Raw genomic sequence first — 20,882 nt, 5'->3', positions numbered from 1 at the left:
ACTAAGGGTCAGGCGACCACCCCAACGAGGGCCAATGACCCAATCGACCCGCACCGTGCTGCGCAATCAGCTCAATCAAGCCCTCTCGGCGCTGCGGGATGCATGGCGGGTAATGCTTCATCGTGGCCCCAGCCAGATTCAGTTCTGGTTTATTGCTCTGGTCATCGGGATCGCTGCAGGCTTCATGGCGCTGGGATTCCGGATGGCGATCTCGTCGTTGCAGGCTTATCTCTACAACACCGAAGATATCCTGTTCCTGCACAGCCATGCTGAGAAGCTGCATTGGCTCTGGATTTTCCTTACACCTGTGGTCGGCGGGTTGGTCGTCGGGATCATCCTGAACAGGTACACCGATGATGGCCGTGTGCGTTCGGTAGCTGATGTGATCGAGGGTGCGGCCATCACTGATGGACGGGTCGAAAAGAAGGCCGGTATCGCATCTTTTTTCGCTTCGCTGATCACGCTCAGCTCAGGCGGATCCACGGGGCGGGAAGGACCTGTTGTGCATATGGCCGGGGTCATCTCGACTTGGGTCAGCGACCGTATCCACGCCGACGGTATCACCGGGCGCGACCTATTGGGTTGCGCTGTGGCCGCTGCTGTTTCGGCCAGTTTCAACGCCCCTATCGCCGGGGCCTTGTTTGCGCTTGAGGTTGTGTTGCGCCACTTCGCCGTTCATGCCTTTGCGCCCATTGTCATCGCCTCGGTCGCGGGGACCGTGATCAATCGGCTGGCTTATGGTGACGTGACCGAATTCACGCTGGAAACGCCCGGGTCGTTGCAATTCTATGTCGAGCTGCCCGCCTTTCTGATCCTAGGCCTGATTTGCGGGCTGGTTTCGCTACTGCTGATGCGATCGATCTTCTTCGCCGAGGATATCGGCACGCATATCCAAAACCGCTTGTCTCTGCCGCGCTGGCTGCGCCCCGGTGTTTCGGGCGCGATGCTCGGCCTGTTGGCGGTCTGGTTTCCGCACATCATCGGCGTGGGATACGAAACCACGATCCGTGCCTTGACCGGGGACCTTGTGCTGACGACCGCGATCCTGTTCGCGGTCATCAAGACCGTCGCAGTGGCGATTACCATGGGCGGTCGCATGGGTGGTGGTGTGTTTTCCCCTTCATTGATGATCGGAGCGCTGACCGGGTTGGCCTTCGGCCTGATCGCCACCGGATTGCTGCCAGATGTGTCAGGCACCCATACGCTCTATGCCTTTGCCGGGATGGGCGCGGTGGCTGCCGCGGTGCTGGGCGCACCAATCTCGACCACGCTCATCGTGTTTGAATTGACCGGAGACTGGCAGATCGGCCTCGCCGTGATGGTTTCGGTCTCGATGTCCACTGCGCTGGCCTCGCGCCTTGTGGACCGGTCCTTCTTCCTGACCCAGCTGGAACGACGCAATGTGCACCTGGCCGCCGGGCCGCAGGCGTACCTGCTGGCAATGTTGCGGGCAGGCGCGGTGATGCGCCCGCTGGGGGACGCGCGTTCGATCTCCAAGGAAGACGCGCAGGCATTGATCGAACAAGGCCTATGCGTCAAGGCCAGCGCCACGCTTGAGGCCGCGATGCCATATTTCGACCGCGATGACATCCCTTGCATCCCGGTGGTGATCATCGACAAGGACGGCTGTGAAAACCCCGTTGGCGCGCTCTATCACATCGACGCGCTGAAAGCTTACAACCGCGCGCTGGCCGCCACAGCGGCCGAGGAACATTCTTGATCAGCGTCCGTAAACGCTGGCTGCGTCGCCCAGATAATTGTCCCAGGCAAACCAATACGAGATATGTCCCGCGACGCGCGGCAACTCTGCGCCATCCGGGCCAATCAGTGCCTCTTCGGTGACGCGCCACTTGTTGCCCGTTTCGTCCAGCAGCCCGCCATCGGTGGTCGCGCGGAACTGGCGCGATCCACGCTCGTAGGCGCGCACGCTGCGCTTGTCCGGGTCGCCCATCAGCATCAGTGCCCGCCCGCCAATCGCGTCGTTGATCACCGGCTTGCCCTTGAACGCGTCCAACGGCCACGCCCGCGCCGCGCCGAACTGGCGCACGGCGAACACGTAGTCCTTCTGGCGATGCCGACTTTGATCGACCAAGGCCGGGAACATCAGATCGGGTGAGGCAAAGTAATCGCGATACACAACGCCCGAGCCATAGTTGCGCCGATGACCGGTGCTGAGCGACAGCACCTGCGTATCCGGATGCGACGCCTTCCAGCTGTCCCAGCGGGTGATCACCACAGGACGCTGCTTCAGCTCGATCCCACTGTTGACCAGCGGTCCGACCACGGGCTTACCTGTGTACTGGTTCCATAACGAATGCGTCTCACGGTCGAACATCAATTTGTTCGACCGATACAGGAACCCGGACGAGCCAAATACAAACGGCTTCCGCCGCCCCTCGACCTGCGTTTCAAACAAAATCCCCGATCCGCACAGCGTACAATAGGCCAGTGCTACCGGAACGCCTCCGATCACCTCGTTGAACATCTCGTGCCAGCCCATGATGCGCAGCGGATAAGCGCGTACATCGCCGTTGATCGAGACGCCAAAGACCAAATCGTCGTCTTTCATGTAGTCCGCCCGCGCCGCAGGGATCAGCTTGGGATTGTCCAGCGAAGGGATACCGTCCTTGAGCACACCACCCCAACTGATCTCTTCCAGCCGAATCTTCATGTTGTCGCGTTGCAAATATTCGGGTTTCAGGAACACATCGAAGTTCTGATCGATGCCCAAAAGAACTTCGCGTTTGAACGGTATCAAAGATGGATGAGGTACAATCTGAGCGTTCCGTTCTTGCCATAGCATCCATTCGAACCAGTCCGTGCCGTGGCGCGCGCCACTCAACGCTTCCATGACTTTGGCAATGTCTCGCTCTCGCCGTCTGCCATAGCGCATCGCCGTCAAAAGCGCGGGCACAACGTCCGGGTTGCTGCGCTCGGTCAGGAACGCCATCCCGGCTTCGAAATCGGTCCGACTACCATACAAAGTTGAACGTACGGCATCGTAGACAGGGTCATCCTGCGCCCAAAGAGCGCGAGGTGCTACAGCGCTTGCCCCCAACAGGCCGACAAAGCTGCGACGTGGAATCGACATGGCATCCTCCGATCGGGTTCATATTCGATCTTGCCCGCAAAGCAGATCACATACACGCAACACTCGCGTGAGTGGCTCGAAATTCTGAAGCTGCACGCCGGGCATCTCGACATTGGTCCATCCTGAGCACAAGATGCTGCTGCGATTGATGTCATCGAACGTGACAGTGGCAATGAAAAAGGAAATACCCATGCAAGACCATGGTTATAAGGCGGGGCGACTAAACCTGCCTTTTGTCGGCATCTCAACCTTCGCCAAATCTCCCTATGTTGAGAATTGGGATGAGATAGAGGCGGATATCGCCGTTCTCGGCGCGCCCTTCGATTTCGGGACCCAATGGCGACCGGGAGCGCGGTTTGGACCTCGGGCCGTGCGCGAAGCTTCGACCCTGTTCAGTTTCGGCCACGCCGGGGCTTATGATCACGAAGATGACGCAACCTATCTGGATGGCTCCGTGCGGATCGTTGATCTGGGGGATGCGGATATTATCCATACCAAGACCGACGAGAGCCATGCGAATATCGCCTTGGGGGTGGGCAAGATCCTGAAAGCAGGGGCCTTGCCGGTGACAATTGGCGGGGACCATTCGATCAACATCCCCTGTATCAATGCCTTCGCCGGGGATTGCGCGCAGAACGGCCCGATCCATGTGGTGCAGATCGACGCGCATCTGGATTTTGTCGATGAACGCCACGGAGTGACCGCCGGACATGGCAACCCGATGCGGCGGGCGATTGAGAAAGACTATGTCTCAGGCATGACGCAGTTGGGCATCCGCAATGTCTCATCCACTGCGAAAGAGGGCTACGAGGACGCCCGCGCGCGGGGCTCGGATATCCTGTCGGTGCGGCAGGTGCGCAAACTGGGGGCCGAGGCAGTGCTGGCGCGTATCCCGCAGGGGGCACGGTATTACGTAACGATAGATATCGACGCTTTTTGCCCTTCAATCGCGGCGGGCACAGGTACGCCCAGCCATGGCGGGTTTCTCTACTACGATGTACTGGAAATTCTACAGGGTCTGGCCAAACGCGGGGATGTTGTAGGCATCGATCTGGTCGAGGTCGCGCCTGCGTATGACCCGACCGAGAGCACCCAGATTCTGGCAGCGCAGCTGTTGCTGAACTTTCTCGGCTTCATCTTTCACGAACGCAACCAGCGGTAGTAGGTGGGGCCATCAGCCCCACCCGTTTTCTTATGCCCCGATGATGTTGTGGCCGGGACCATAGGGGAAGCCGGTGATGTTCTCGGCGCCGTCTTCACCAACCACAAGGATGTCGTGTTCACGATAGCCGCCCGCGCCGGGTTGGCCTTCGGGAATCCACAGCATCGGCTCGATCGAGACGACCATGCCGGGTTCCAGCACCGTGTCGATATCTTCGCGCAGCTCCAGACCCGCCTCGCGCCCGTAGTAGTGGCTGAGGATACCAAAGGAATGGCCATACCCGAACGAACGGTATTGCAGCAGGCCCTCATCCGCGAAGAAGCGGTTGATCTCAGCCGTGATGCCCGAACAGGTCGCGCCGGGTTTGATCAGGCTCAGGCCCAGTTCGTGCGCCGCGACATTGGCCTTCCACAGGCGCAGGCTGTCGGCGTCGGGTTCGCCCAGGAACAGCGTGCGTTCCAGCGCGGTGTAATAGCCCGAGATCATCGGGAAGGTGTTCAGCGACAGGATATCGCCCTTTTGCAGCGCGCGTTTAGTCACCGGGTTATGTGCGCCGTCGGTGTTAAGCGCCGACTGGAACCAGACCCATGTGTCGCGGTATTCGGCATCCGGGTAGGCGCGGGCGATTTCCTCTTCCATCGCGTCGCGTCCAGCCATGGCGATCTCGATCTCGGTGGCGCCTTCACGGATCGCTGCGTGAATGGCGGCCCCACCCACGTCAGCGGTGCGTGCGCCGCCTTTGATCAGTTCGATTTCTTCTGCAGATTTCACCATGCGGGCAAACATCGTGTCAGGTGCGATATCGATCAGTTCCGGTCCGCCCAGCATGTCCAGCGCCGTGTTGCGCGCCGCCAATGTCATGTGGTCGCCTTCGATCCCGATCCGTTTGGCCCCGCCGATCAGGCTGGCCACTGCGCGCCAGTAATTGTCGCGCTTCCAGTCGGTGTAGATGACGTTGTCCTCAACCGAGCGCCGCCACGGTTGGCCCGCGTCGATGTTTGCCGAGACAGTGGTGCAAGCGTCCTGTGTTACCACGCAGCCGTAGGGGCGGCCGAAAGAGCAGTACAGAAAGCCGGAATAATAGGCGATGTTCTGCATCGAGGTCAGCAGGACGGCGGGGATGTCATGCTTGGCCATGATTGCGCGCAGGGCGCCAAGGCGGCGGTCGTATTCGCCCTCGCTGAACGGCAGGGGCGCTTTGTCGCCATTGTGGCAAATGAAGAATTCGGGGCGTTTTGTTGTATCTGTCATGACTTGGTCTCTCATCATTGCCGGGCGGCAAACCCGGCCACTTGTCCCGGCGTTCAGGACAGGCGGTCTCGGGGTCCGAGAGCCGATCATCCCAGTGCGTCCGCGACGCCATCGCGGCTGGGATGAACAGGTGAATCGTTAGATCAGACCTAGGCCTGCGTCAAGCGGGGGAAAGGCCCCGCAGGCGCTCGGACCGGCGGCGCAGCAGCTCGACCGTGGTCAGCAGCGCAATCGAGATCACCACGAGGATCGTGGCCACCGCCAGAATAGTCGGGCTGATCTGTTCGCGCAGGCCGGTGAACATCTGCCATGGCAGCGTTTTTTGGCTAGCCGAGCCGACAAACAGTACCACGACCACCTCGTCGAATGAGGTGATGAAGGCAAACAAGCCGCCTGAGATCACACCCGGCAGGATCAAGGGCATCTGGATCTTGAAGAATGTCCGCACTGGACCCGCGCCCATATTCGCCGCTGCCCGCGTCAGCGAGCGGTCAAAGCCCACCAGCGTTGCGGTCACGGTGATAATGACGAATGGAATACCCAGGACGGCGTGAGCGAGGATCACTTTCACATAGCCCACAAAGTTCTTGTTCATGCCCAGTGTTCCCTCCATGAAGCGGCCGATATCGCTGTAGAAGAAGAACATGCCTGTGGCTGAAATGATCAGCGGCACGATCATTGGCGAGATTAGGATGCCCATGATGGCGCGGCGGCCTGGAACGTGGCTCTGGCTGAGGCCAATGGCCGCCAGCGTCCCCAGCGAGACCGAGATGACCGTCGCAATCGGGGCAATGATGAGCGAGTTCTTGAAGCTGCGCTGCCATTCATTGTTGGTGAAGAAATCGCGGTAGTGCTTTAGCGAGTACCCTTCCGGGTCCAGACGCAGCATTTCTGGCGTGAAGGTAAAGAAGTCCTGCGCGTTGAACGAGAGCGGCAAAACCACGAGGATCGGGGTGATCAGGAACACGAAGATCGCGCCGCAGATCACCCGGAACAAGTAGTGATAGAACACTTGTTTCGCGGTCAGATAGGGCAACAGTTTTTGGCGATATCGACCTTCGTACAGCCAAAAGATAAACCAGACGAAGAACCATCCACCCAAAAGGCCCAGAACGCCGCCCATTGGGCCAGAGAACAGAAAACCGACGATGCCAAAGCCAAGGATATTGATCCATCGTGCCAGCTTTTCGTTCTTGAGTAACGTGATGTAGACCCAGGCCACAGCGGCGATCAAGGCTGCACCGCCAATGATGCCGAGGAAGACCGAGCCATTGCCCGCGCCAACAAAGATACCGGCGAAGGCGCCTGCCAGCGCAACGCTTGGCAAGACCATGGACAAAGGTTTGCGGGATATCGGAGTAAGTGCGGCCATGTCGATTATCCCAGCTTCACGTTATCAATGCCGACAATCTTGTCGTAGCACCAGTAGAGCAGCAGTACGACGCCCAGAAGGATCGTTCCCAATGCCGCGGCCAGCCCCCAGTTCAGCGAGGACGAGATGTGATAGGCAATCCGGTTCGAAATAAAGACACCTTTGGTGCCGCCAACGATTTCAGGCGTGATGTAGTAGCCGATCGCCAGAATGAACACGAGGATTGAGCCCGCGCCAATGCCAGGAATGGATTGCGGGAAGTAGATGCGCCAGAATGTCGTCCAGTTGGTCGCGCCCATGGATTTTGCGGCGCGGGTGTACGAGGGCGGTATGGTTTGCATCACCGAATACATTGGCAGGATCATGAACGGCAGCAGGATATGCGTCATAGCTATGATCGTGCCGATCTGGTTGTTGATGATCACCAGCCTGGCGTCGTCGGCTACCAGTCCCAGCCAGACCAATGTTTCATTGATCACGCCCTGTTGCTGCAACATCACCTTCCACGCCGAGGTTCGCACCAACAATGACGTCCAGAAGGGCAACAACACGAGGATCATCAGCAGGTTCGACACCCGCATCGGAAGTGTCGCCAGCAAATAACTGACCGGATAGGCCAGCAGGATACAGGACGCGGTGATCACCAGCGACATGAACAAAGTGCGTCCGAACAGCTTGATCAGGATCTGCTTGTCCTCGGGCTGCGCCTGCGCGCCCTCGGGCGTGCGGCGCATGTCCACAGCGTTCAGGAAATAGCCATTGGTGACAGCGGGCGAATGCGTCTTGATAACCGCCCATGTCTGCGGTTCACCCCAGCCGTCGTGAATCTCGATGACCTGGTCTTTGAACGGCCCATCGGTTTCGGGGTCCAGCTTACCCATTTTCCGACCCGAGCGGCGGAACATCGAAGACATGCCTGTCTCTTCGTAGTTCAGACGCGAACCCAGCCGGGTGTGTGTCTTGTTATCGACGGCGACGACCATGTCGCGGACAAAGGCGTCATAAACGGCCTCGTCGGGCAACTCGCCGCTGGTTTCATCCCAGCTTTGCAATGCTTCGACCGTCAAGGGCAGTGTCTCTTGTACGATGCTGTTTTCCACGGATCGGAACAGCATCGCCGCAATAGGCACGATGAACGAGAACATAACGAACAGCAGCAGTGGGGCGACCAGCATCAAGGCCCGCAGCTTTTGCCGTCGCAGAGACCGGGCCAGCGATTGCTTGAGTGGCGTGCCGTCCGCGGCCAGCATGGGACCAGTATTTTGGGTGGCGTCAGTCATCGTTACCCCTTGGGTATTTTTGGGGTCGGGGGCGATAGGCCGCCCCCGACAATCTCAGGAAATCAGACGCTTATTGCGCCAGCCAAGCCTGGAATTTGGCGTCGATATCGTCGCGGTAATCCGCCCAGAACTCGTAGTTGTACAGGAACGTGTTCTTGGCGTTTTCCGGATCGGTCGGCATATGTGGTGCCATGTCGATGCCCAGATCGGCGTGCTGACCCACCAGCGGAGCAGAGGAAGCACGAGCCGGGCCGTACGAGATGTACTTGGCCTGATCTGCCAGACGCTGCGTGTCAGTTGCGAACATGATGTAGTCCAGCGCGCGCTGTTGACGCTCTTCGCTCAGGCCTGCAGGAATGATCCAGCCATCAAGATCGAATACCTGAGCATCCCACAGCATCGCTACCGGCTGCTTTTGTTCTTCGATCACGCTGAACAGGCGACCGTTATAGGTCGAACCCATGACAACTTCACCATCAGCCAGCAATTGTGGCGTGTCGGCACCGGCAGACCACCAGACGACACTGTCCTTGATGGTGTCCAGTTTGGCCAGGGCCTGGTCCTGACCTTCAGCAGTGGCCAGAACGTCGTAAACGTCGTCTTTTGCAACGCCGTCACACAGCAACGCCCATTCCATGTTGTTGATCGGGCGCTTTTCCAGCGAGCGCTTGCCGGGATAGGCTTCAAGATCGAATACTGCGCAGATGTCGGTTGGCGGAGTATCACCGACCAGATCTGTGCGATAACCGAAAGTGGTTGAATAGACGATCTGCGGGATAAAGCAGTCGCTGACCAGAAGGTCACCGAAATCTTCGGAGGCAGGCGTGCCATCGGGGGCAGGGGCCAGTTGAGTGTCGAAATCGATCTCAAGTGCCAGACCTTCGTCGCAGAGGCGGATCGCGTCCGCCGCAACCACATCAACCACGTCCCACGTGATGTTGCCCGCTTCGTTCATCGCACGCAGTTTGGCGACGGCCTCGTTCGAGCTGTCATCGTTCAGGATGGTGACGCCGGTCTTCTCCGAATAGGGCTCGTGATAAGCCTTGAGCTGTGATTTGGAATAGGCGCCGCCCCACGAGACGATGGTCATCTCTTCGGCGGAAACGCCGCCAGCCGCTGTCGCAATAGCAGCTGCTGTCAGCAGTGTTTTGGTAGTTTTCATGTGTTACTCCCAGTACTTCCCGTTTGTTGTTTGGTCAGCTGACGCACGGGTTTTCGCCAGCTGGTCCCTCGGTAAGCCACGTTTGTATCGCGCGGCTTGGTCTATGCGTCGAGCGCACGACAATCCTTTGCAAGCCAGCCGATCTCGATTTCCTGTCCGGGATTCAGACGGATGGCGTCGGGGGCATTCCGTGTTTTGACGATGAACTCGTCATTGCCCGCCACCGACATGCGGAAGCGGAACACGTCGCCCATATAGATGAATTCCTTGACCGTTGCTTTCAACGTATGTGCATCGGCATGCAGTCGGTCTTTATTGAATTCTACGCGCTCGGGCCGGATCGAGACCTTGGTACGTTCGCCCGGATTGTGCACGTTGATCGGCACCGCATCGATTTCCGAGCCGTCATCCAATTGCACAAGGCAGGTATCTCCATCGATGGATTTGACAACACCTTCCAGGGTATTGTTTTCACCGATGAATTGCGCCACGAAACTGTTGTCGGGTTCTTCATACAGCTGATCCGGCGGGGCCAGTTGCTGAATGCGGCCATCGTCAAACACCGCAACACGGTCGGACATGGTCAATGCCTCGGTCTGGTCGTGGGTCACGTAGACGGTGGTAATGCCCAGTTCATGCGCCAGACGGGTGATTTCGAACTGCATATGCTCGCGTAGTTGTTTGTCCAACGCACCCAGCGGTTCGTCCATCAACACCAGTTCGGGCTCGAAAACCAGCGCACGTGCCAGTGCGATCCGTTGCTGCTGACCACCCGACAACTGCGCGGGGCGACGATTGCCGAAGGCACCCATCTGCACCATGTCCAGCGCGCGTTTGACTTTCTCCTCGCGCTCGGACTTGCCCAGCTTGCGGACTTCCAGCGGGAATGAAAGATTCTCGGCCACAGTCATATGCGGGAACAGAGCGTAGTTCTGGAACACCATCCCGATGCCACGTTTGTGCGGAGGGATATTATTGATGGGTTTTCCATCCAGAAGAATCTCGCCATGTGTGGCGGTTTCGAATCCGGCAAGCATCATCAGGCAGGTCGTCTTACCTGATCCGGACGGCCCGAGCATGGTCAGGAATTCGCCCTTTGGCATTGCCAGGTTGAGATCTTTGACGACGAGGTTCTCGCCATCATAAGACTTTTGAACGCGCTGAAATTCAACAAACGCGGCGTCGCTATTTGTGTCGGTCACAAGACCCCCTGTTGCGTCAAATGATTACCCGGTTGGTCCGGGCCTCATTGATCTTCTCGTGCATTGATGACGAGGCTAACAAATGGTCGCAAGCCCGTAAAGCAATTGGAGTCGCGTAAACGCCGCATTTGCCTAATTTTGCGACACGTTCAGTTGTTTCATATGCCAGGCCAAACTCTGGTTGCTTGACAGGACAGGCTTACCGATCTGCGCTTCGATCCTTGGGATAGCCGTCAGTGTCCGAAGGTTCGTACAACTAAGGAATACGGCGTCGACTGTTGAATCTCTTCCCAGTCGCACGGCGGCATCGACCACGGAATCGGTTGAGATCCGCACAACTTTGGCTTCTTCGGATTCGCCGAAAGTGCCAAACACATCCATCGAGATGCCTTGTTCTGCAAACGCGCGTCGCAACGGAGTGTTTACTTCTTCAATGTAAGGCGACAGCAGTGCAAATTTTGAGACGCCCAAATGTCTCGCGCAGGCGGAGGCTGCCCGCAACGGGTTGGTGACGGTCGCTGTATTACAGGTCTGCATGACCATCTGCTCAACCCGATCCGAGCCGATAACCGAACTGGCTGACGTACATCCATAGCCAACAACTCGATAGGGCCGCGCCTTTGGCAGCAGATCAGCCGCTGCAGGCAAGTCGGTCTCCATCTGCGCCAGCGTGTCGGTGTTAACCTCGGCCCCGCTGGGAATGCGGCTGACATAAAGAGGGCTTTTGTCATCGATAAAAAGGCTACGAAACTCAGGTTCGATTGTCTCGTCAGTCTGTAAAACGATCAGCCCCATTGGTACGGCCGAGGGATCGTCAGGATCCAGTGTGTACGGCAACGTGCTCATATCTCGGCAATCTCCGGTCCTATCCGGGGGCTGAGGAATTCGGGCGCGCCTTCGGTGATCAGAATGTTTTCTTCGTGCACGAGAATTTTGCCATCGACCGCAATACCCGGTTCAAGCGTCAAAACCATTCCCGGTTGCAGTTCAGTATGATCATCGGGAATAAGCGAAGGCCATTCGGTCAACGACATTCCTAACCCGTGGCCCAGTCTCCCGGCATCGGTACCCGCGCTGCCATCGGTAAGTATTGTGTTCATCGTATGAAAAAGCTGAGAAGCCGTCACGCCTGGGCGGGCTTGATCAAACGCTGCATCCGAAGCCTCGACCAATCTGGCATGTGCATCGCGTACCGCTTTGCTCGCTGGGCCGATGGACCAATTGCGATCATAGTCGCAAAAATAGCCATCGTGGACGAGGCCGGTGTCGAGCATCAGCACATCGCCTATACGAAGCGGGGTCTGTGTCGCGGGTGAGATTACATCCGAGTACCCGCATTGCTCGGCCCCTCCGGCCAGATAGGGCACCCAGTCGGCACCTTCTTCAAGGCAGAGTCTCTGAAAGTTTCGAAATATCTGATCCAACGGTGTCCCTGCTGAGGCAACCTCGGGCACTCGTGCAAAGGCGTGGGCACCAATCTGACAGGCAGTTCGAATCTTTGCGATCTCAGCGTCAGATTTCACCATGCGCAGCGCCCGTAGGATGCCATGGTCACCCGTAATTTGGCGCGCTCCAATTGCGGATTCGAGATGCCTTAGATCGGCCAGTGGCATCCTTACATGGGTCTCATGCCCGTCGGGGCAGCCGATTGAGGCGTTTTCAGGCGTCAACTCTCTCAGTGTATCGGCCAGCAGGGATACCCCATCATCTTCAAGGTCGGGTGCACTCCAGGTTCGAATGTCGTCGATCCATGTCTGCGCCATCAATGCAGCACCGATGGATGGGATTACTGCAACCGGCTTGCCAGAAATCGGAACGATCAGAAACCAAGGCCGCGTTGGGCTTTCCCAGAAACGGGTCAGATAACCTGTGAAATAGCGAAGCTGGGGCTCAGTCGTAAGCAACAGGGCCGATAGACCGGTTTCTTGCATCCGATGCTGGGCGCGCGCAACGCGGGTCGCGAATTCCTCTGGTGCGAAACCTCTCATGCAGGTTGCTCGCTCAAGATGCAGAGCACTTTGGAATTCGGTCCAATACCCAGTTCACTACGGATCGCGTCGTTCAGAACGGCCGCAATGCCAGCACCGCCCGAGGCGCTGGTTTCCAACCCGGCCTTCGCCATGGCCGGAAGCTGTGCTTCGACAGTGTCATCCTCGATTGTCAGAAACAGATCGGCATCTCGGGCCAAGCCGTTCAAGGCGATCAGCGAGGGCTCTTTGCAATCCAGTCGCCCCATGATGCTGTCGGGCCCGTCAGCAAACACACAATGCCCCGCTTCGATACTGGCCTGCAGCGCCGGGGCAGAGGTTGGCTCGACAACAATGATCTGCGGAGCATCTCCCCAAACGACCCGCGCATAGGCAGCGACGGCTCCGGCCATGCCGCCAACACCGGCTTGCAGAAGAACGTGCGTTGGTGCCTCAGTACATTGCTCGGCGGCTTCGACCGCCATTTGCAGATACCCTTCCATCAGCAAGTACGGTAGTTCAGTATACCCCTCCCAGGAACTGTCCGAGAGCAAAGTCCAGCCATTGTTCTGCGCCGCCTGACTGGCTGCTTCCATGCTGGCGGCGTAATCAGCACCCGCCCGGACCACTTGTGCGTTTTGAGCGCGCAGGCGATCTGCAAAGCTTTCTGGAACTGTTTCTGCGATGTAGACAACTGCATCAGCTCCGAAAGTGCGCGCGCCCGCGGCCATGCTCATCCCGTGATTGCCCGCGCTTGCCGTAACATAGGTGCGCCCTTTGAGCGTGTTACCATCTGGCGTGACCGAGATGTCATTCGCTTCGCAGGCGATCACATAAGCCGCACCCAGCGCTTTGAACGATCCCAGGCCCATACGGCTTCGCTCATCTTTAACCCAGAGATTCGCGACGGGTGCCAGCGCCGATGCATTCACAAGGGGCGTTTCGACAAAGTCAGGGCAGAAGAATCGATGCCGGCCCAACCCATCTGTCTCTACGGAGGGATAAGGGGCCTGATCCGAAAGCTTAGAACCACCTCGAAACGGGTTACTGACTAGTTTCATCGCTCGCTCCCTGATCTTGTGTTGCGCCGACGTGAACGAATTGGCCGAAGGCTGTCAAGCTCGGCCTTGATTCAGCAGGATTGTGTTCGTGTTCTGCATGCATCCCTGGTTCTGATGAATGAGTATCTTTTCAATCGTTTTGGTTGGTTGTAAGTGTCTGCACACGACATCGGCGCGGTGAGACAAAACTTCGACGATGATGTGCGGGCGTGATGGAATGGTAGACATATCGGACTTATAATCCTTCGCTTCCGCCCGCAAAGCGCATTGTATTCATAGCCTTGTGGCCGTATGGAGATTTCCAGACCCGAAATAGACCCGACACGCTTGCCCGCGTGGTGGAATGGTAGACACAAGAGAATCAAAATCCTTCGCTTCCGCCCGTAAAGCGCATTGTATTCATAGCCTTGTGGTCGTATGGAGATTTCCAGGCCCGAAATAGGCCCGACACGCTCGCCCGCGTGGTGGAATGGTAGACACAAGAGACTTAAAATCTCTGGGCCGGAAGGCCGTGCCGGTTCGAGTCCGGCCGCGGGTACCAAATTGGTCAAAACTGTAGCGGGCTATGTCCTGTTGGAAGCGTTGCGCTCCCAGGCTGCCCCGCAGATGGTCAGGATGGTGCACATCGTCCAGATCAACACTAGCGCGCCGCCAGGAGCCCCGCCCCATGAGACCGGTCCAAAGGGCGTTTCAAAGGCAAATGCAAACTGTGCAGGAACAATCAGAAATAGTCCTGAGCTCACACATGCGGTAAAGAGCCTCCGGAACATAAACCCTCGATCGAAAATTCGGAAGACGATCCGCACGGCAACGGTCGTCGCAAGCGCTGCAGTGCCGGACCAGATTGCGGAAACCCCGAGCTCGACCCAGCCTATCAGGAAGACCGCAATAAACGTCGCCGCGAGTATGTGGTTCGTTGTAAGCCACTCTTGCGAAGCAACTGGTTCCTTCCCATGCCCAAGCCAATACCACACTTGCATCTGCACCGCGGCTCGGGCGTCCTGGTCAGCTATCGCCTCAAATTTGTCTTTGAATGCCTCAGCCTGTTCTAGGCCTGTCAGATCTTTCACCTCACGGTGGACTCGCTCAGCCTTCTTGAACCATGCTTTACGGGTGGCCTCACTGTGCACCGACGACCTCAGAAACGTATACTGGTTCGACGTTCCAGTAGCGGTCTATGTCGATCTCTTCGCCCGTGCTTTCATCAAGCATAGTTTCTAGCACATCCAACGGGCTTTTGAATGTGGCGAGTGAAGCATTCGTTAACGGTGACACAACGCGGTAGACCACCCGAAGACTGATCCCTCGGTCGCGCTGTCCTGGCGCGGCCTTTCTTTCCCTTTGACGATGTGAGGTTGCCATGCCGCCTGTCCAAGCATTTGAACCGGGCAATCCGGTAGAAACGATTTCCGCCCTGACCAAGGCTGTAAAGGCGGTCACCTACAACCTGAAACAAGTACGGGATTCCACACGTGATTTGGACACACACCTGGTCCTGAGCACCATTCATGGCGCTCTCAGCAGCGTTCGTCGCGCGATGATTGAAGCACAAGCGGAGATTGCCCGCGATGCCGACACGGTTGGGCAGGTCATGCTGCTGTTTTCAATGCCGGTTAAAACGCCGGAAGCTCTGAGTTCTGGCGCGGCAACCTTCTTATCGCAGGCCGCTGACTTCTATGCTTTCTTTGGGTCATGGTTTGCCGGTATCAACGCGTCTGACATCTATGCCTATACAATGGTTGGCGAGGGTGATCTTGCCTATCCGCGCCCTGTTCAGAGGTCCGAGCTATCGGAAACGGTTGTCGCGCCTCTGCGGTCATCGCCGCAACTCAACGCACTGATCGAGGCGTTCGAAGCTGTAGGAGGGTAATATGCCCTCGAGTATCTTTGGACCCGGCGATGCCCCCGCTATGAACAGTATCGATCCAAACCCGTACGAGCTGGGAACTCGGTTTGAAACTGTTGTGGCTGGTCAAATCACGGCGCTTCGGTATTGGCGACACGTTAATGATGACGATGACACGGATATCAGGACGCTTCGCCTCTGGACTGATGGCGGAACGGAACTAGCCACCGTCGATGTTACATCAGGTGTTGGTGAAAACGGCTGGCAGGAAGGAACGCTGTCAAGCCCGGTCAATGCTAATGCGGGCGATGTATTCGTCGTTAGCTATGGCGCGCAAGGCAACTATCCGAATACGTCCAACTACTTCACAACATCAATGACAAGTTCCGATGGCAATCTGGTTGCTCCTGCAAATGGCGGGCCAACACCAAACGGTATATACGCGACCGCTATCGGCACCTTTCCAAGTAACGTTTTTTTCAGTGCCAGCTATTGGACGGATGTTGTCTTCGAGGAAAGCGGCGGCCGCTGCACCGAAGAAGGCGACGGAACATCTGACGGCTCAAGCACTGCAACCGGGGCAGGGGAAAGCACTGCCGAGGCGGATGGAAGCTCAGACGGCCAAGGCACTGCATCAGGTGACGGTGGCGCGGTTGTAGGCGCTGACGGATCGTCCGATGGCACTTCCGCGGCCTCGGGAGATGGCGAAGCAACTTCGAGCGCAGATGGTGCGTCAGATGGCACTTCGACTGGTGCCGGTGAAGGTGGTGCGACAGCCGAGGCTGACGGGTCCGCTGCGGGGGGGCTGGTGCATCTGGCGACGGTGAGGCGACATCCGAGGGTGCAGGATCATCCGACGGCACTTCTACAGCCACAGGCCAAGGCCAGAGCGCCGGATCAAATGATGGGCAGTCTAGCGGGACATCCACCGCCACGGGTGAGGGTGAGGCAACCGCGGAGGGCGCGGGCACGTCTAATGGCTCATCACGCGCTTCCGGCGATGGTGAAGCCACAGCAGAGGGCGACGGCAGTTCTGCAGGGTCATCCACTGCGACGGGTGTTGGCAGCGATGCAACCGAGAACGTCGGTAAATCCTCTGGCTCATCAACTGCAGCTGGTCAGGGTGAAGCAACTGCAACTGCAGACGGCTCATCAGATGGCGCAGGAACCGCATCCGGTGAGGGTGAAAGCACGACAGAGGGTGCGGGTTCGTCTGCGGGCACTTCCAGTGCATCCGGCCAGAACACAACGGATGGCGTCCCTGTCTATACTCTACCAGCAGAGCGCACTTACGCGGTGCAGGCTGAAAGTCGCGTGTATTCGATGCCTGCAGAAAGCAGAATAATAGAGGTTAACGACATGCCCCAATCATTCACGAAAGACCCGCAAGACGTGCTGGATTACCTATTTGATTTCTCCGATGACATGGCGGCTGATGGTGACACGATCGCCAATCATACAATTGAGATCGATGGCGCACTAACGCTGGATAGCGAAAGTCGAACAACCACTGGCGTCACAGTTTGGCTATCCGGTGGCACCTTAGGTCAACAGGTGAAAGTAGATTGTTTAGCGATCACAAGTGCTGGCCGCGAGTTCAACCGCAAAGCCATTTTCGTCATCCAGGACATGTAACCAGATCCCCGGTGCCGGGGGTCTCAGGCACGTTTCACACATATAGGAAAGGGCTCTAGCCTAAATTCTCCCCGCCATTGCCAATAGGGGATTGTCCAAAGAATGGCCAATCAGCTTCGCGCTGGCGGGCTTTTTGCGTTCTGGGGGATCGAAAGGCTACAGGGCTCAATTAACGAGTTCAGACAAAATATCAGCGATCTTCTCTGCAGTAGTACCGTCGCCATAAAAGTTTGTATCTGTTTTTGGTGGAGTTGAACTTTCCAAATATTTCGTGATTTTCTCCGGGTCGGTGCCCACTAGGTTGTTCCAGCCGCTATCGACTAACTCTTCCCATTCAGTCTCTTCTCGAAGCGTCAAACACGGTTTTTTGAAAAAGTATGCCTCCTTTTGCATACCTCCAGAGTCCGTTGCGAATAGTTTGCAGTTCATTTGCAACCAAATCATCTCTAGGTATCCAACTGGATCAACCAACTTTATCGTATCGTTGGTAGAGATTCCGTACTCTGACATCCTTGACTTGGTTCTAGGATGAAGTGGCAAAATAACGGGGCAAGTTGATTTCCCAAGACCCTCGAGGGCATCGCTGAGTTTTTTAGGGTCGTCCACATTTTCCGCCCTATGAAGAGTTGCCAACACGAACCCTGTCTCAGTGCTAGCTAAGGTGTCAAACCAGTCAGGTTTTCGAGCTTGCTTCCGATAATGCTTTGAAACGTCAAACATTATGTCGCCAACGTTATGCACCTTGTTCTCCTGAATTCCCTCAGTCTCCAAATTTTTCTGAGCTATTTCAGTTGATGCAAACAAAATGTCGGACGCGTGATCTGTCAAAATCCGGTTGATTTCTTCGGGCATCTTTCTATTGAAGCTCCGAAGCCCCGCCTCCACATGCGCAATTGGAATATGGAGTTTTACAGCCGCCAATGAAGCAGCCAACGTAGAGTTTGTATCGCCGAATACCACAACAACGTCAGGTTTCTCTTTCAGCAATACCGTTTCTATTGCCTCCAATTGTCTTCCCGTCATCGCGCCATGGGTGCCTCCACCAATACCCAGAAAGTGGTTCGGTTTGGGAATTCCTAGTTCCCTGAAGAAAACATCCGACATTTGGAAATCGAAGTGCTGTCCTGTGTGAACCAATATCTCTGTCGAAGAGGGCCTTTTAGAAAGCGCACGAGATAGCGCAGCGGATTTAACAAATTGTGGGCGTGCACCCACGACAGTAAGTATTTTGGCCATTTGTCTCCATGATCCTTTCGACAAAATCAATTTCGCGCAGCAAATACTGGTACGCGAAACCAATCACAACAAACCGAGTTCTGGCTGTGCAAGGAAGCGCTCGATAACTGCTTTTTTGTCATACCACTTAGAGCGTGTTATGCTAACTTCACGAGTATGTTCTCGAAAATCCTCGTCCAACACAAGCTTGCGAGCAATTTCATAAGCATCGTTTTCACTCTCGTATAGGCACGGATAATCCTCACCGAGCATTTCGACGAACGTGTCCAGTTTCTGGCACATGATCGGAACACCTCGGCAGATAGAATCAATAACTTTTTGGTTGCCTAAACAGTGATTTAACTCAGACTCGTTTGTTAGATTTGCTAAAGTCAAATCATGTAGTGCGGGCATTAGATCATATGGTAACTGTCCAATAAGTAGGCCACGATTAAACGATATTTGTGAATCTCTCCTGAACCTACCCGCGAGAGCAATTATTGTATCAATTTTGGGACGCTCAGACGCAAGTCTCTCAATCGCCGCAAAGGCTTTATATGGGTAGAGACTCTTACTTAGGTTCCCGTAGTAACCAAAAATGAAGCGTGCATTTGTTGTCTTGACCTTTAGATTGAACGACGCTTTCGAGGATGCAACCGCATTCGCCATATGATCGTCCTTTGATTGCCCTACAACAATGATCGGAGCGCGAATTTTTGGTCTTTCTCCCTCATAGACATTTTGAATTTTTCTTTCGCTATCAACGCCGATACCCAGTAAATGCCTCTTCCAGTTTTCATTTAGAACGACCAGCGCATGTGAGTCCTTAAAAACAGATTGAGAGTATGGGTAGGCAAACGATAGAACTTTTTGATCTTTTATGCTTTCAAAAACCGATGGATTATTTCGAATGTAATAAAAATCATATTCTCTATTTGGGCCAACACTAGCTTGCTTGCCAGCATCAGTTTGAGATTCTAGAGGAAAATTGTTGTAATAAACGTCAAACTTTTCAGATAGTATTCTGAGCGATCTTATCTCATTAATGCTATCTCCATGCTCTACAAGTAAACTCTCTTTGTTCGTCAGCAACGCATACAGAGTTGGCTTTTTCACAATTCATTCCCTATCTTGCAATCATCATTTCTAACCGGGTGGGCGAAACCAAGATGAACGCGTCGACTGTTAACTCGCCGTAGTTTGTTAGTCCACCTGATTGTACAACTGAGGAGGTAGGGAACAAGGTCTTTGCTTAGCGCTTGGCATCAGCAGGAAGCGTGTTGGAGTACAGACTGCAAATGGGGAGACGGTACGAGGCAAAACCGACTTGGACAAGTTTTCCGAGTTCGCTAGTTGTTCCCTATGACCTGACCTCACCGAATCCCGCATGACTTCCACATAGAATTTGAACCCCGTCATGTAGATGACTGGCAGACGACCCTGTGTGCCTGGGCGAAGAACCACGGCCTGAAGCTCAGGACCCAGTGGTTCCGTGGGCATGAGGTATCCGTCGCTGATCTGAGGTCACGCAGGTACGCGGCCAAGCCGCAGGATTACTGGGCGGCGATCAGGGAATGGCTGGAGAAGCACGATGTGCCGGCGTCCGAGAAACTGCCGGAGTGGCCGGAGCAGGAGTAGGGGGCTATTGGGCCCCACGCAGGGGAACGACAATACTCTCGGTGCCGGTCACGAAATCAGCCCACTTCTGCATGGCGGCGAGGCGCAGGTCCAATAGGTCTGATCGAGCATAGGCGCGCTCTGTTTTGCCGCCGATAGTATGCCCAAGGATGGTTTCAGAGACCTCCCACGAGCAAGCCTGCGTTTCTTGCACCCATGTTCGAAAGCTTGCCCTGAATCCGTGAGGCGTTCCGCCAGCCTTCATCTCGCGCAGGCACTTTTCAACCGCCGCGTCAGTGATTGGTTTCTTTGGGTTGAGGCCGGGGAACAGATAGCTATGCTTGAGTTCCTTAGCATCCTGGACAAACTGGATTGCTTGGGCGGGCAGAGGGACGCGAAAATCTGAGACCTTTCCCTCTTGCCCTTTGATGTGTTCGCTCGGAATCGTCCAGATATTACCCTCTATCTCTTCAACGGACGCACGTTTAGCGGCATCCATTCGAATGAGGGTTAAGATAATCCACTGATTGCAGCGCCCAGCTGTCGTATCACCGAGCTTGCCATATAGTTCTGGTATCTTTTGCCATGGAACCGAGCGCATAGGCTGAGCGACATGCTTGACCACACCCAGCATCTCCTGTGCCGCATTAACCAGATCGGGATCCGTAGGGAACCCCATAAGCTTGGCAGAGCGCAAGACGATCCTAATTCGCTCGATGGTCTTCTTGGCTGTTGGGTACTTGTCTCGCCAAATCGGGCGAAGGCATTCCACCACATCCCACTTACTGACCTTTGAGCCTGCCTTTTTCCCAAAGCCGGGTATTGCGTAAAGGTCCAGAGGGCTCCGCCAGCGTCCCCGAGTGCCTTGGCCTCGTAAGCTGTCTTCGCGGGCTTCGAACACCAGATCCACCAGTTCCGAGAATGTTGAGTCATCCTGATCGCGCTGTGCGACTTCCTCGGCTTGCTGTTGGCGTCGGGTCTCAATCGGATCTTGTCCGCTGGCCAATATGGATGCCCATTG

General features: G+C 56.0%; 19 protein-coding genes and 1 tRNA gene. 6 read left to right on the top strand and 14 right to left on the bottom strand.

Translation table 11 applies throughout. The features are described 5' to 3' along the window. Positions 1 to 34 precede the first annotated feature (34 nt). The gene (locus tag ACR0EN_RS10470; protein ID WP_170420848.1) at positions 35 to 1,720 is read left to right on the top strand and encodes a chloride channel protein; all 1,686 of its coding nucleotides are present in this window, start codon (positions 35 to 37) and stop codon (positions 1,718 to 1,720) included. Here ACR0EN_RS10470 and ACR0EN_RS10465 read toward each other — a convergent pair whose 3' ends face one another. Next, positions 1,721 to 3,091 (bottom strand): DUF3179 domain-containing protein, encoded by a 1,371-nt coding sequence (locus tag ACR0EN_RS10465; RefSeq protein WP_480586617.1) that lies wholly within the window; start codon positions 3,089 to 3,091, stop codon positions 1,721 to 1,723. 190 nt (positions 3,092 to 3,281) lie between these two features. Between ACR0EN_RS10465 and speB the strand changes: the two genes are divergently transcribed. Further along, a complete protein-coding gene (gene speB / locus ACR0EN_RS10460) occupies positions 3,282 to 4,253 on the top strand; it encodes an agmatinase (protein ID WP_480586614.1) in 972 nt (323 codons plus the stop codon). A gap of 30 nt (positions 4,254 to 4,283) precedes the next feature. Here the strand turns inward: speB and ACR0EN_RS10455 are convergent, their stop codons facing one another. From ACR0EN_RS10455 to ACR0EN_RS10420, 8 genes are all read right to left on the bottom strand, one after another. Next, positions 4,284 to 5,504, bottom strand: coding sequence for an aminopeptidase P family protein (locus ACR0EN_RS10455; protein WP_170818746.1), 1,221 nt, complete (start codon positions 5,502 to 5,504; stop codon positions 4,284 to 4,286). 160 nt (positions 5,505 to 5,664) lie between these two features. Next, complete coding sequence (locus ACR0EN_RS10450; RefSeq protein ID WP_480586611.1) at positions 5,665 to 6,876, bottom strand: ABC transporter permease; 1,212 nt, start codon at positions 6,874 to 6,876, stop codon at positions 5,665 to 5,667. Between the two features lie 5 nt (positions 6,877 to 6,881). Beyond that, positions 6,882 to 8,156, bottom strand: coding sequence for an ABC transporter permease (locus ACR0EN_RS10445; RefSeq protein ID WP_170392001.1), 1,275 nt, complete (start codon positions 8,154 to 8,156; stop codon positions 6,882 to 6,884). A gap of 70 nt (positions 8,157 to 8,226) precedes the next feature. Then, positions 8,227 to 9,318, bottom strand: a complete 1,092-nt coding sequence (locus ACR0EN_RS10440) for an extracellular solute-binding protein (protein ID WP_170391999.1) — start codon at positions 9,316 to 9,318, stop codon at positions 8,227 to 8,229. A 101-nt stretch (positions 9,319 to 9,419) separates the two neighbouring features. After that, positions 9,420 to 10,520 (bottom strand): ABC transporter ATP-binding protein, encoded by a 1,101-nt coding sequence (locus ACR0EN_RS10435; protein ID WP_170401347.1) that lies wholly within the window; start codon positions 10,518 to 10,520, stop codon positions 9,420 to 9,422. 132 nt (positions 10,521 to 10,652) lie between these two features. After that, positions 10,653 to 11,366, bottom strand: coding sequence for a maleate cis-trans isomerase family protein (locus ACR0EN_RS10430; RefSeq protein WP_170594782.1), 714 nt, complete (start codon positions 11,364 to 11,366; stop codon positions 10,653 to 10,655). Further along, the gene (locus ACR0EN_RS10425; protein WP_170818745.1) at positions 11,363 to 12,508 is read right to left on the bottom strand and encodes a M24 family metallopeptidase; all 1,146 of its coding nucleotides are present in this window, start codon (positions 12,506 to 12,508) and stop codon (positions 11,363 to 11,365) included. The genes ACR0EN_RS10430 and ACR0EN_RS10425 overlap by 4 nt, the downstream gene beginning before the upstream one ends. Then, entirely contained in the window at positions 12,505 to 13,548 is a 1,044-nt protein-coding gene (locus ACR0EN_RS10420; protein ID WP_170818744.1) for a pyridoxal-phosphate dependent enzyme, read from the bottom strand. The genes ACR0EN_RS10425 and ACR0EN_RS10420 overlap by 4 nt, the downstream gene beginning before the upstream one ends. A 455-nt stretch (positions 13,549 to 14,003) precedes the next feature. Here ACR0EN_RS10420 and ACR0EN_RS10415 point away from each other — a divergent pair. Next, positions 14,004 to 14,089, top strand: a tRNA-Leu gene (locus ACR0EN_RS10415). Positions 14,090 to 14,111: 22 nt separating this feature from the next. Here ACR0EN_RS10415 and ACR0EN_RS10410 read toward each other — a convergent pair. Together ACR0EN_RS10410 and ACR0EN_RS10405 are read right to left on the bottom strand one after the other, a co-directional pair. After that, on the bottom strand, positions 14,112 to 14,678 hold the full coding sequence (locus ACR0EN_RS10410; protein ID WP_480586606.1) for a hypothetical protein: 567 nt from the start codon (positions 14,676 to 14,678) through the stop codon (positions 14,112 to 14,114). Next, a complete protein-coding gene (locus tag ACR0EN_RS10405; protein ID WP_170625299.1) occupies positions 14,668 to 14,910 on the bottom strand; it encodes a hypothetical protein in 243 nt (80 codons plus the stop codon). Before ACR0EN_RS10405 ends, ACR0EN_RS10410 begins: the two co-directional genes overlap by 11 nt. On the opposite strand from ACR0EN_RS10405, the gene ACR0EN_RS10400 reads away from it, so the two are divergent. The 3 genes from ACR0EN_RS10400 to ACR0EN_RS10390 are packed head-to-tail and all read left to right on the top strand — an operon-like array spanning position 14,909 to position 17,029. Further along, positions 14,909 to 15,418 carry a hypothetical protein gene (locus ACR0EN_RS10400; RefSeq protein ID WP_170818742.1) on the top strand — a complete coding sequence of 170 codons (510 nt, stop codon included), beginning with the start codon at positions 14,909 to 14,911 and terminating at the stop codon, positions 15,416 to 15,418. The two genes, ACR0EN_RS10405 and ACR0EN_RS10400, sit on opposite strands and share 2 nt — an antisense overlap. A gap of 1 nt (position 15,419) precedes the next feature. Next, positions 15,420 to 16,739 carry a DUF4082 domain-containing protein gene (locus ACR0EN_RS10395; protein ID WP_480586601.1) on the top strand — a complete coding sequence of 440 codons (1,320 nt, stop codon included), beginning with the start codon at positions 15,420 to 15,422 and terminating at the stop codon, positions 16,737 to 16,739. 14 nt (positions 16,740 to 16,753) lie between these two features. Further along, positions 16,754 to 17,029: a phage fiber-tail adaptor protein gene (locus ACR0EN_RS10390; RefSeq protein WP_170625302.1), complete on the top strand. Its 276-nt coding sequence runs from the start codon at positions 16,754 to 16,756 to the stop codon at positions 17,027 to 17,029. A gap of 165 nt (positions 17,030 to 17,194) precedes the next feature. Here the strand turns inward: ACR0EN_RS10390 and wecB are convergent, their stop codons facing one another. From wecB to ACR0EN_RS10375, 3 genes are all read right to left on the bottom strand, one after another. Further along, the gene (gene wecB / locus ACR0EN_RS10385; protein WP_170818740.1) at positions 17,195 to 18,265 is read right to left on the bottom strand and encodes a non-hydrolyzing UDP-N-acetylglucosamine 2-epimerase; all 1,071 of its coding nucleotides are present in this window, start codon (positions 18,263 to 18,265) and stop codon (positions 17,195 to 17,197) included. A 63-nt stretch (positions 18,266 to 18,328) separates the two neighbouring features. Continuing rightward, positions 18,329 to 19,360 carry a glycosyltransferase family protein gene (locus ACR0EN_RS10380; RefSeq protein WP_170818739.1) on the bottom strand — a complete coding sequence of 344 codons (1,032 nt, stop codon included), beginning with the start codon at positions 19,358 to 19,360 and terminating at the stop codon, positions 18,329 to 18,331. Positions 19,361 to 19,886: 526 nt separating this feature from the next. Then, positions 19,887 to 20,867, bottom strand: coding sequence for a tyrosine-type recombinase/integrase (locus ACR0EN_RS10375; RefSeq protein WP_480586880.1), 981 nt, complete (start codon positions 20,865 to 20,867; stop codon positions 19,887 to 19,889). Positions 20,868 to 20,882 lie beyond the last annotated feature (15 nt).

Source organism: Ruegeria sp. AB7 (assembly GCF_056542625.1).
This window is presented reverse-complemented; position numbering and strand designations above follow the sequence as displayed.

What these genes read in the sequence shown, in the direction of transcription:
- ACR0EN_RS10470 (WP_170420848.1), top strand. Translation starts at nt 35, where the DNA reads ATGACCCAATCGACCCGCACCGTGCTGCGCAATCAGCTCAATCAAGCC.
- ACR0EN_RS10465 (WP_480586617.1), bottom strand. Translation starts at nt 3,091, where the DNA reads ATGTCGATTCCACGTCGCAGCTTTGTCGGCCTGTTGGGGGCAAGCGCT.
- speB (WP_480586614.1), top strand. Translation starts at nt 3,282, where the DNA reads ATGCAAGACCATGGTTATAAGGCGGGGCGACTAAACCTGCCTTTTGTC.
- ACR0EN_RS10455 (WP_170818746.1), bottom strand. Translation starts at nt 5,504, where the DNA reads ATGACAGATACAACAAAACGCCCCGAATTCTTCATTTGCCACAATGGC.
- ACR0EN_RS10450 (WP_480586611.1), bottom strand. Translation starts at nt 6,876, where the DNA reads ATGGCCGCACTTACTCCGATATCCCGCAAACCTTTGTCCATGGTCTTG.
- ACR0EN_RS10445 (WP_170392001.1), bottom strand. Translation starts at nt 8,156, where the DNA reads ATGACTGACGCCACCCAAAATACTGGTCCCATGCTGGCCGCGGACGGC.
- ACR0EN_RS10440 (WP_170391999.1), bottom strand. Translation starts at nt 9,318, where the DNA reads ATGAAAACTACCAAAACACTGCTGACAGCAGCTGCTATTGCGACAGCG.
- ACR0EN_RS10430 (WP_170594782.1), bottom strand. Translation starts at nt 11,366, where the DNA reads ATGAGCACGTTGCCGTACACACTGGATCCTGACGATCCCTCGGCCGTA.
- ACR0EN_RS10425 (WP_170818745.1), bottom strand. Translation starts at nt 12,508, where the DNA reads ATGAGAGGTTTCGCACCAGAGGAATTCGCGACCCGCGTTGCGCGCGCC.
- ACR0EN_RS10420 (WP_170818744.1), bottom strand. Translation starts at nt 13,548, where the DNA reads ATGAAACTAGTCAGTAACCCGTTTCGAGGTGGTTCTAAGCTTTCGGAT.
- ACR0EN_RS10400 (WP_170818742.1), top strand. Translation starts at nt 14,909, where the DNA reads ATGCCGCCTGTCCAAGCATTTGAACCGGGCAATCCGGTAGAAACGATT.
- ACR0EN_RS10405 (WP_170625299.1), bottom strand. Translation starts at nt 14,910, where the DNA reads ATGGCAACCTCACATCGTCAAAGGGAAAGAAAGGCCGCGCCAGGACAG.
- ACR0EN_RS10395 (WP_480586601.1), top strand. Translation starts at nt 15,420, where the DNA reads ATGCCCTCGAGTATCTTTGGACCCGGCGATGCCCCCGCTATGAACAGT.
- ACR0EN_RS10390 (WP_170625302.1), top strand. Translation starts at nt 16,754, where the DNA reads ATGCCCCAATCATTCACGAAAGACCCGCAAGACGTGCTGGATTACCTA.
- wecB (WP_170818740.1), bottom strand. Translation starts at nt 18,265, where the DNA reads ATGGCCAAAATACTTACTGTCGTGGGTGCACGCCCACAATTTGTTAAA.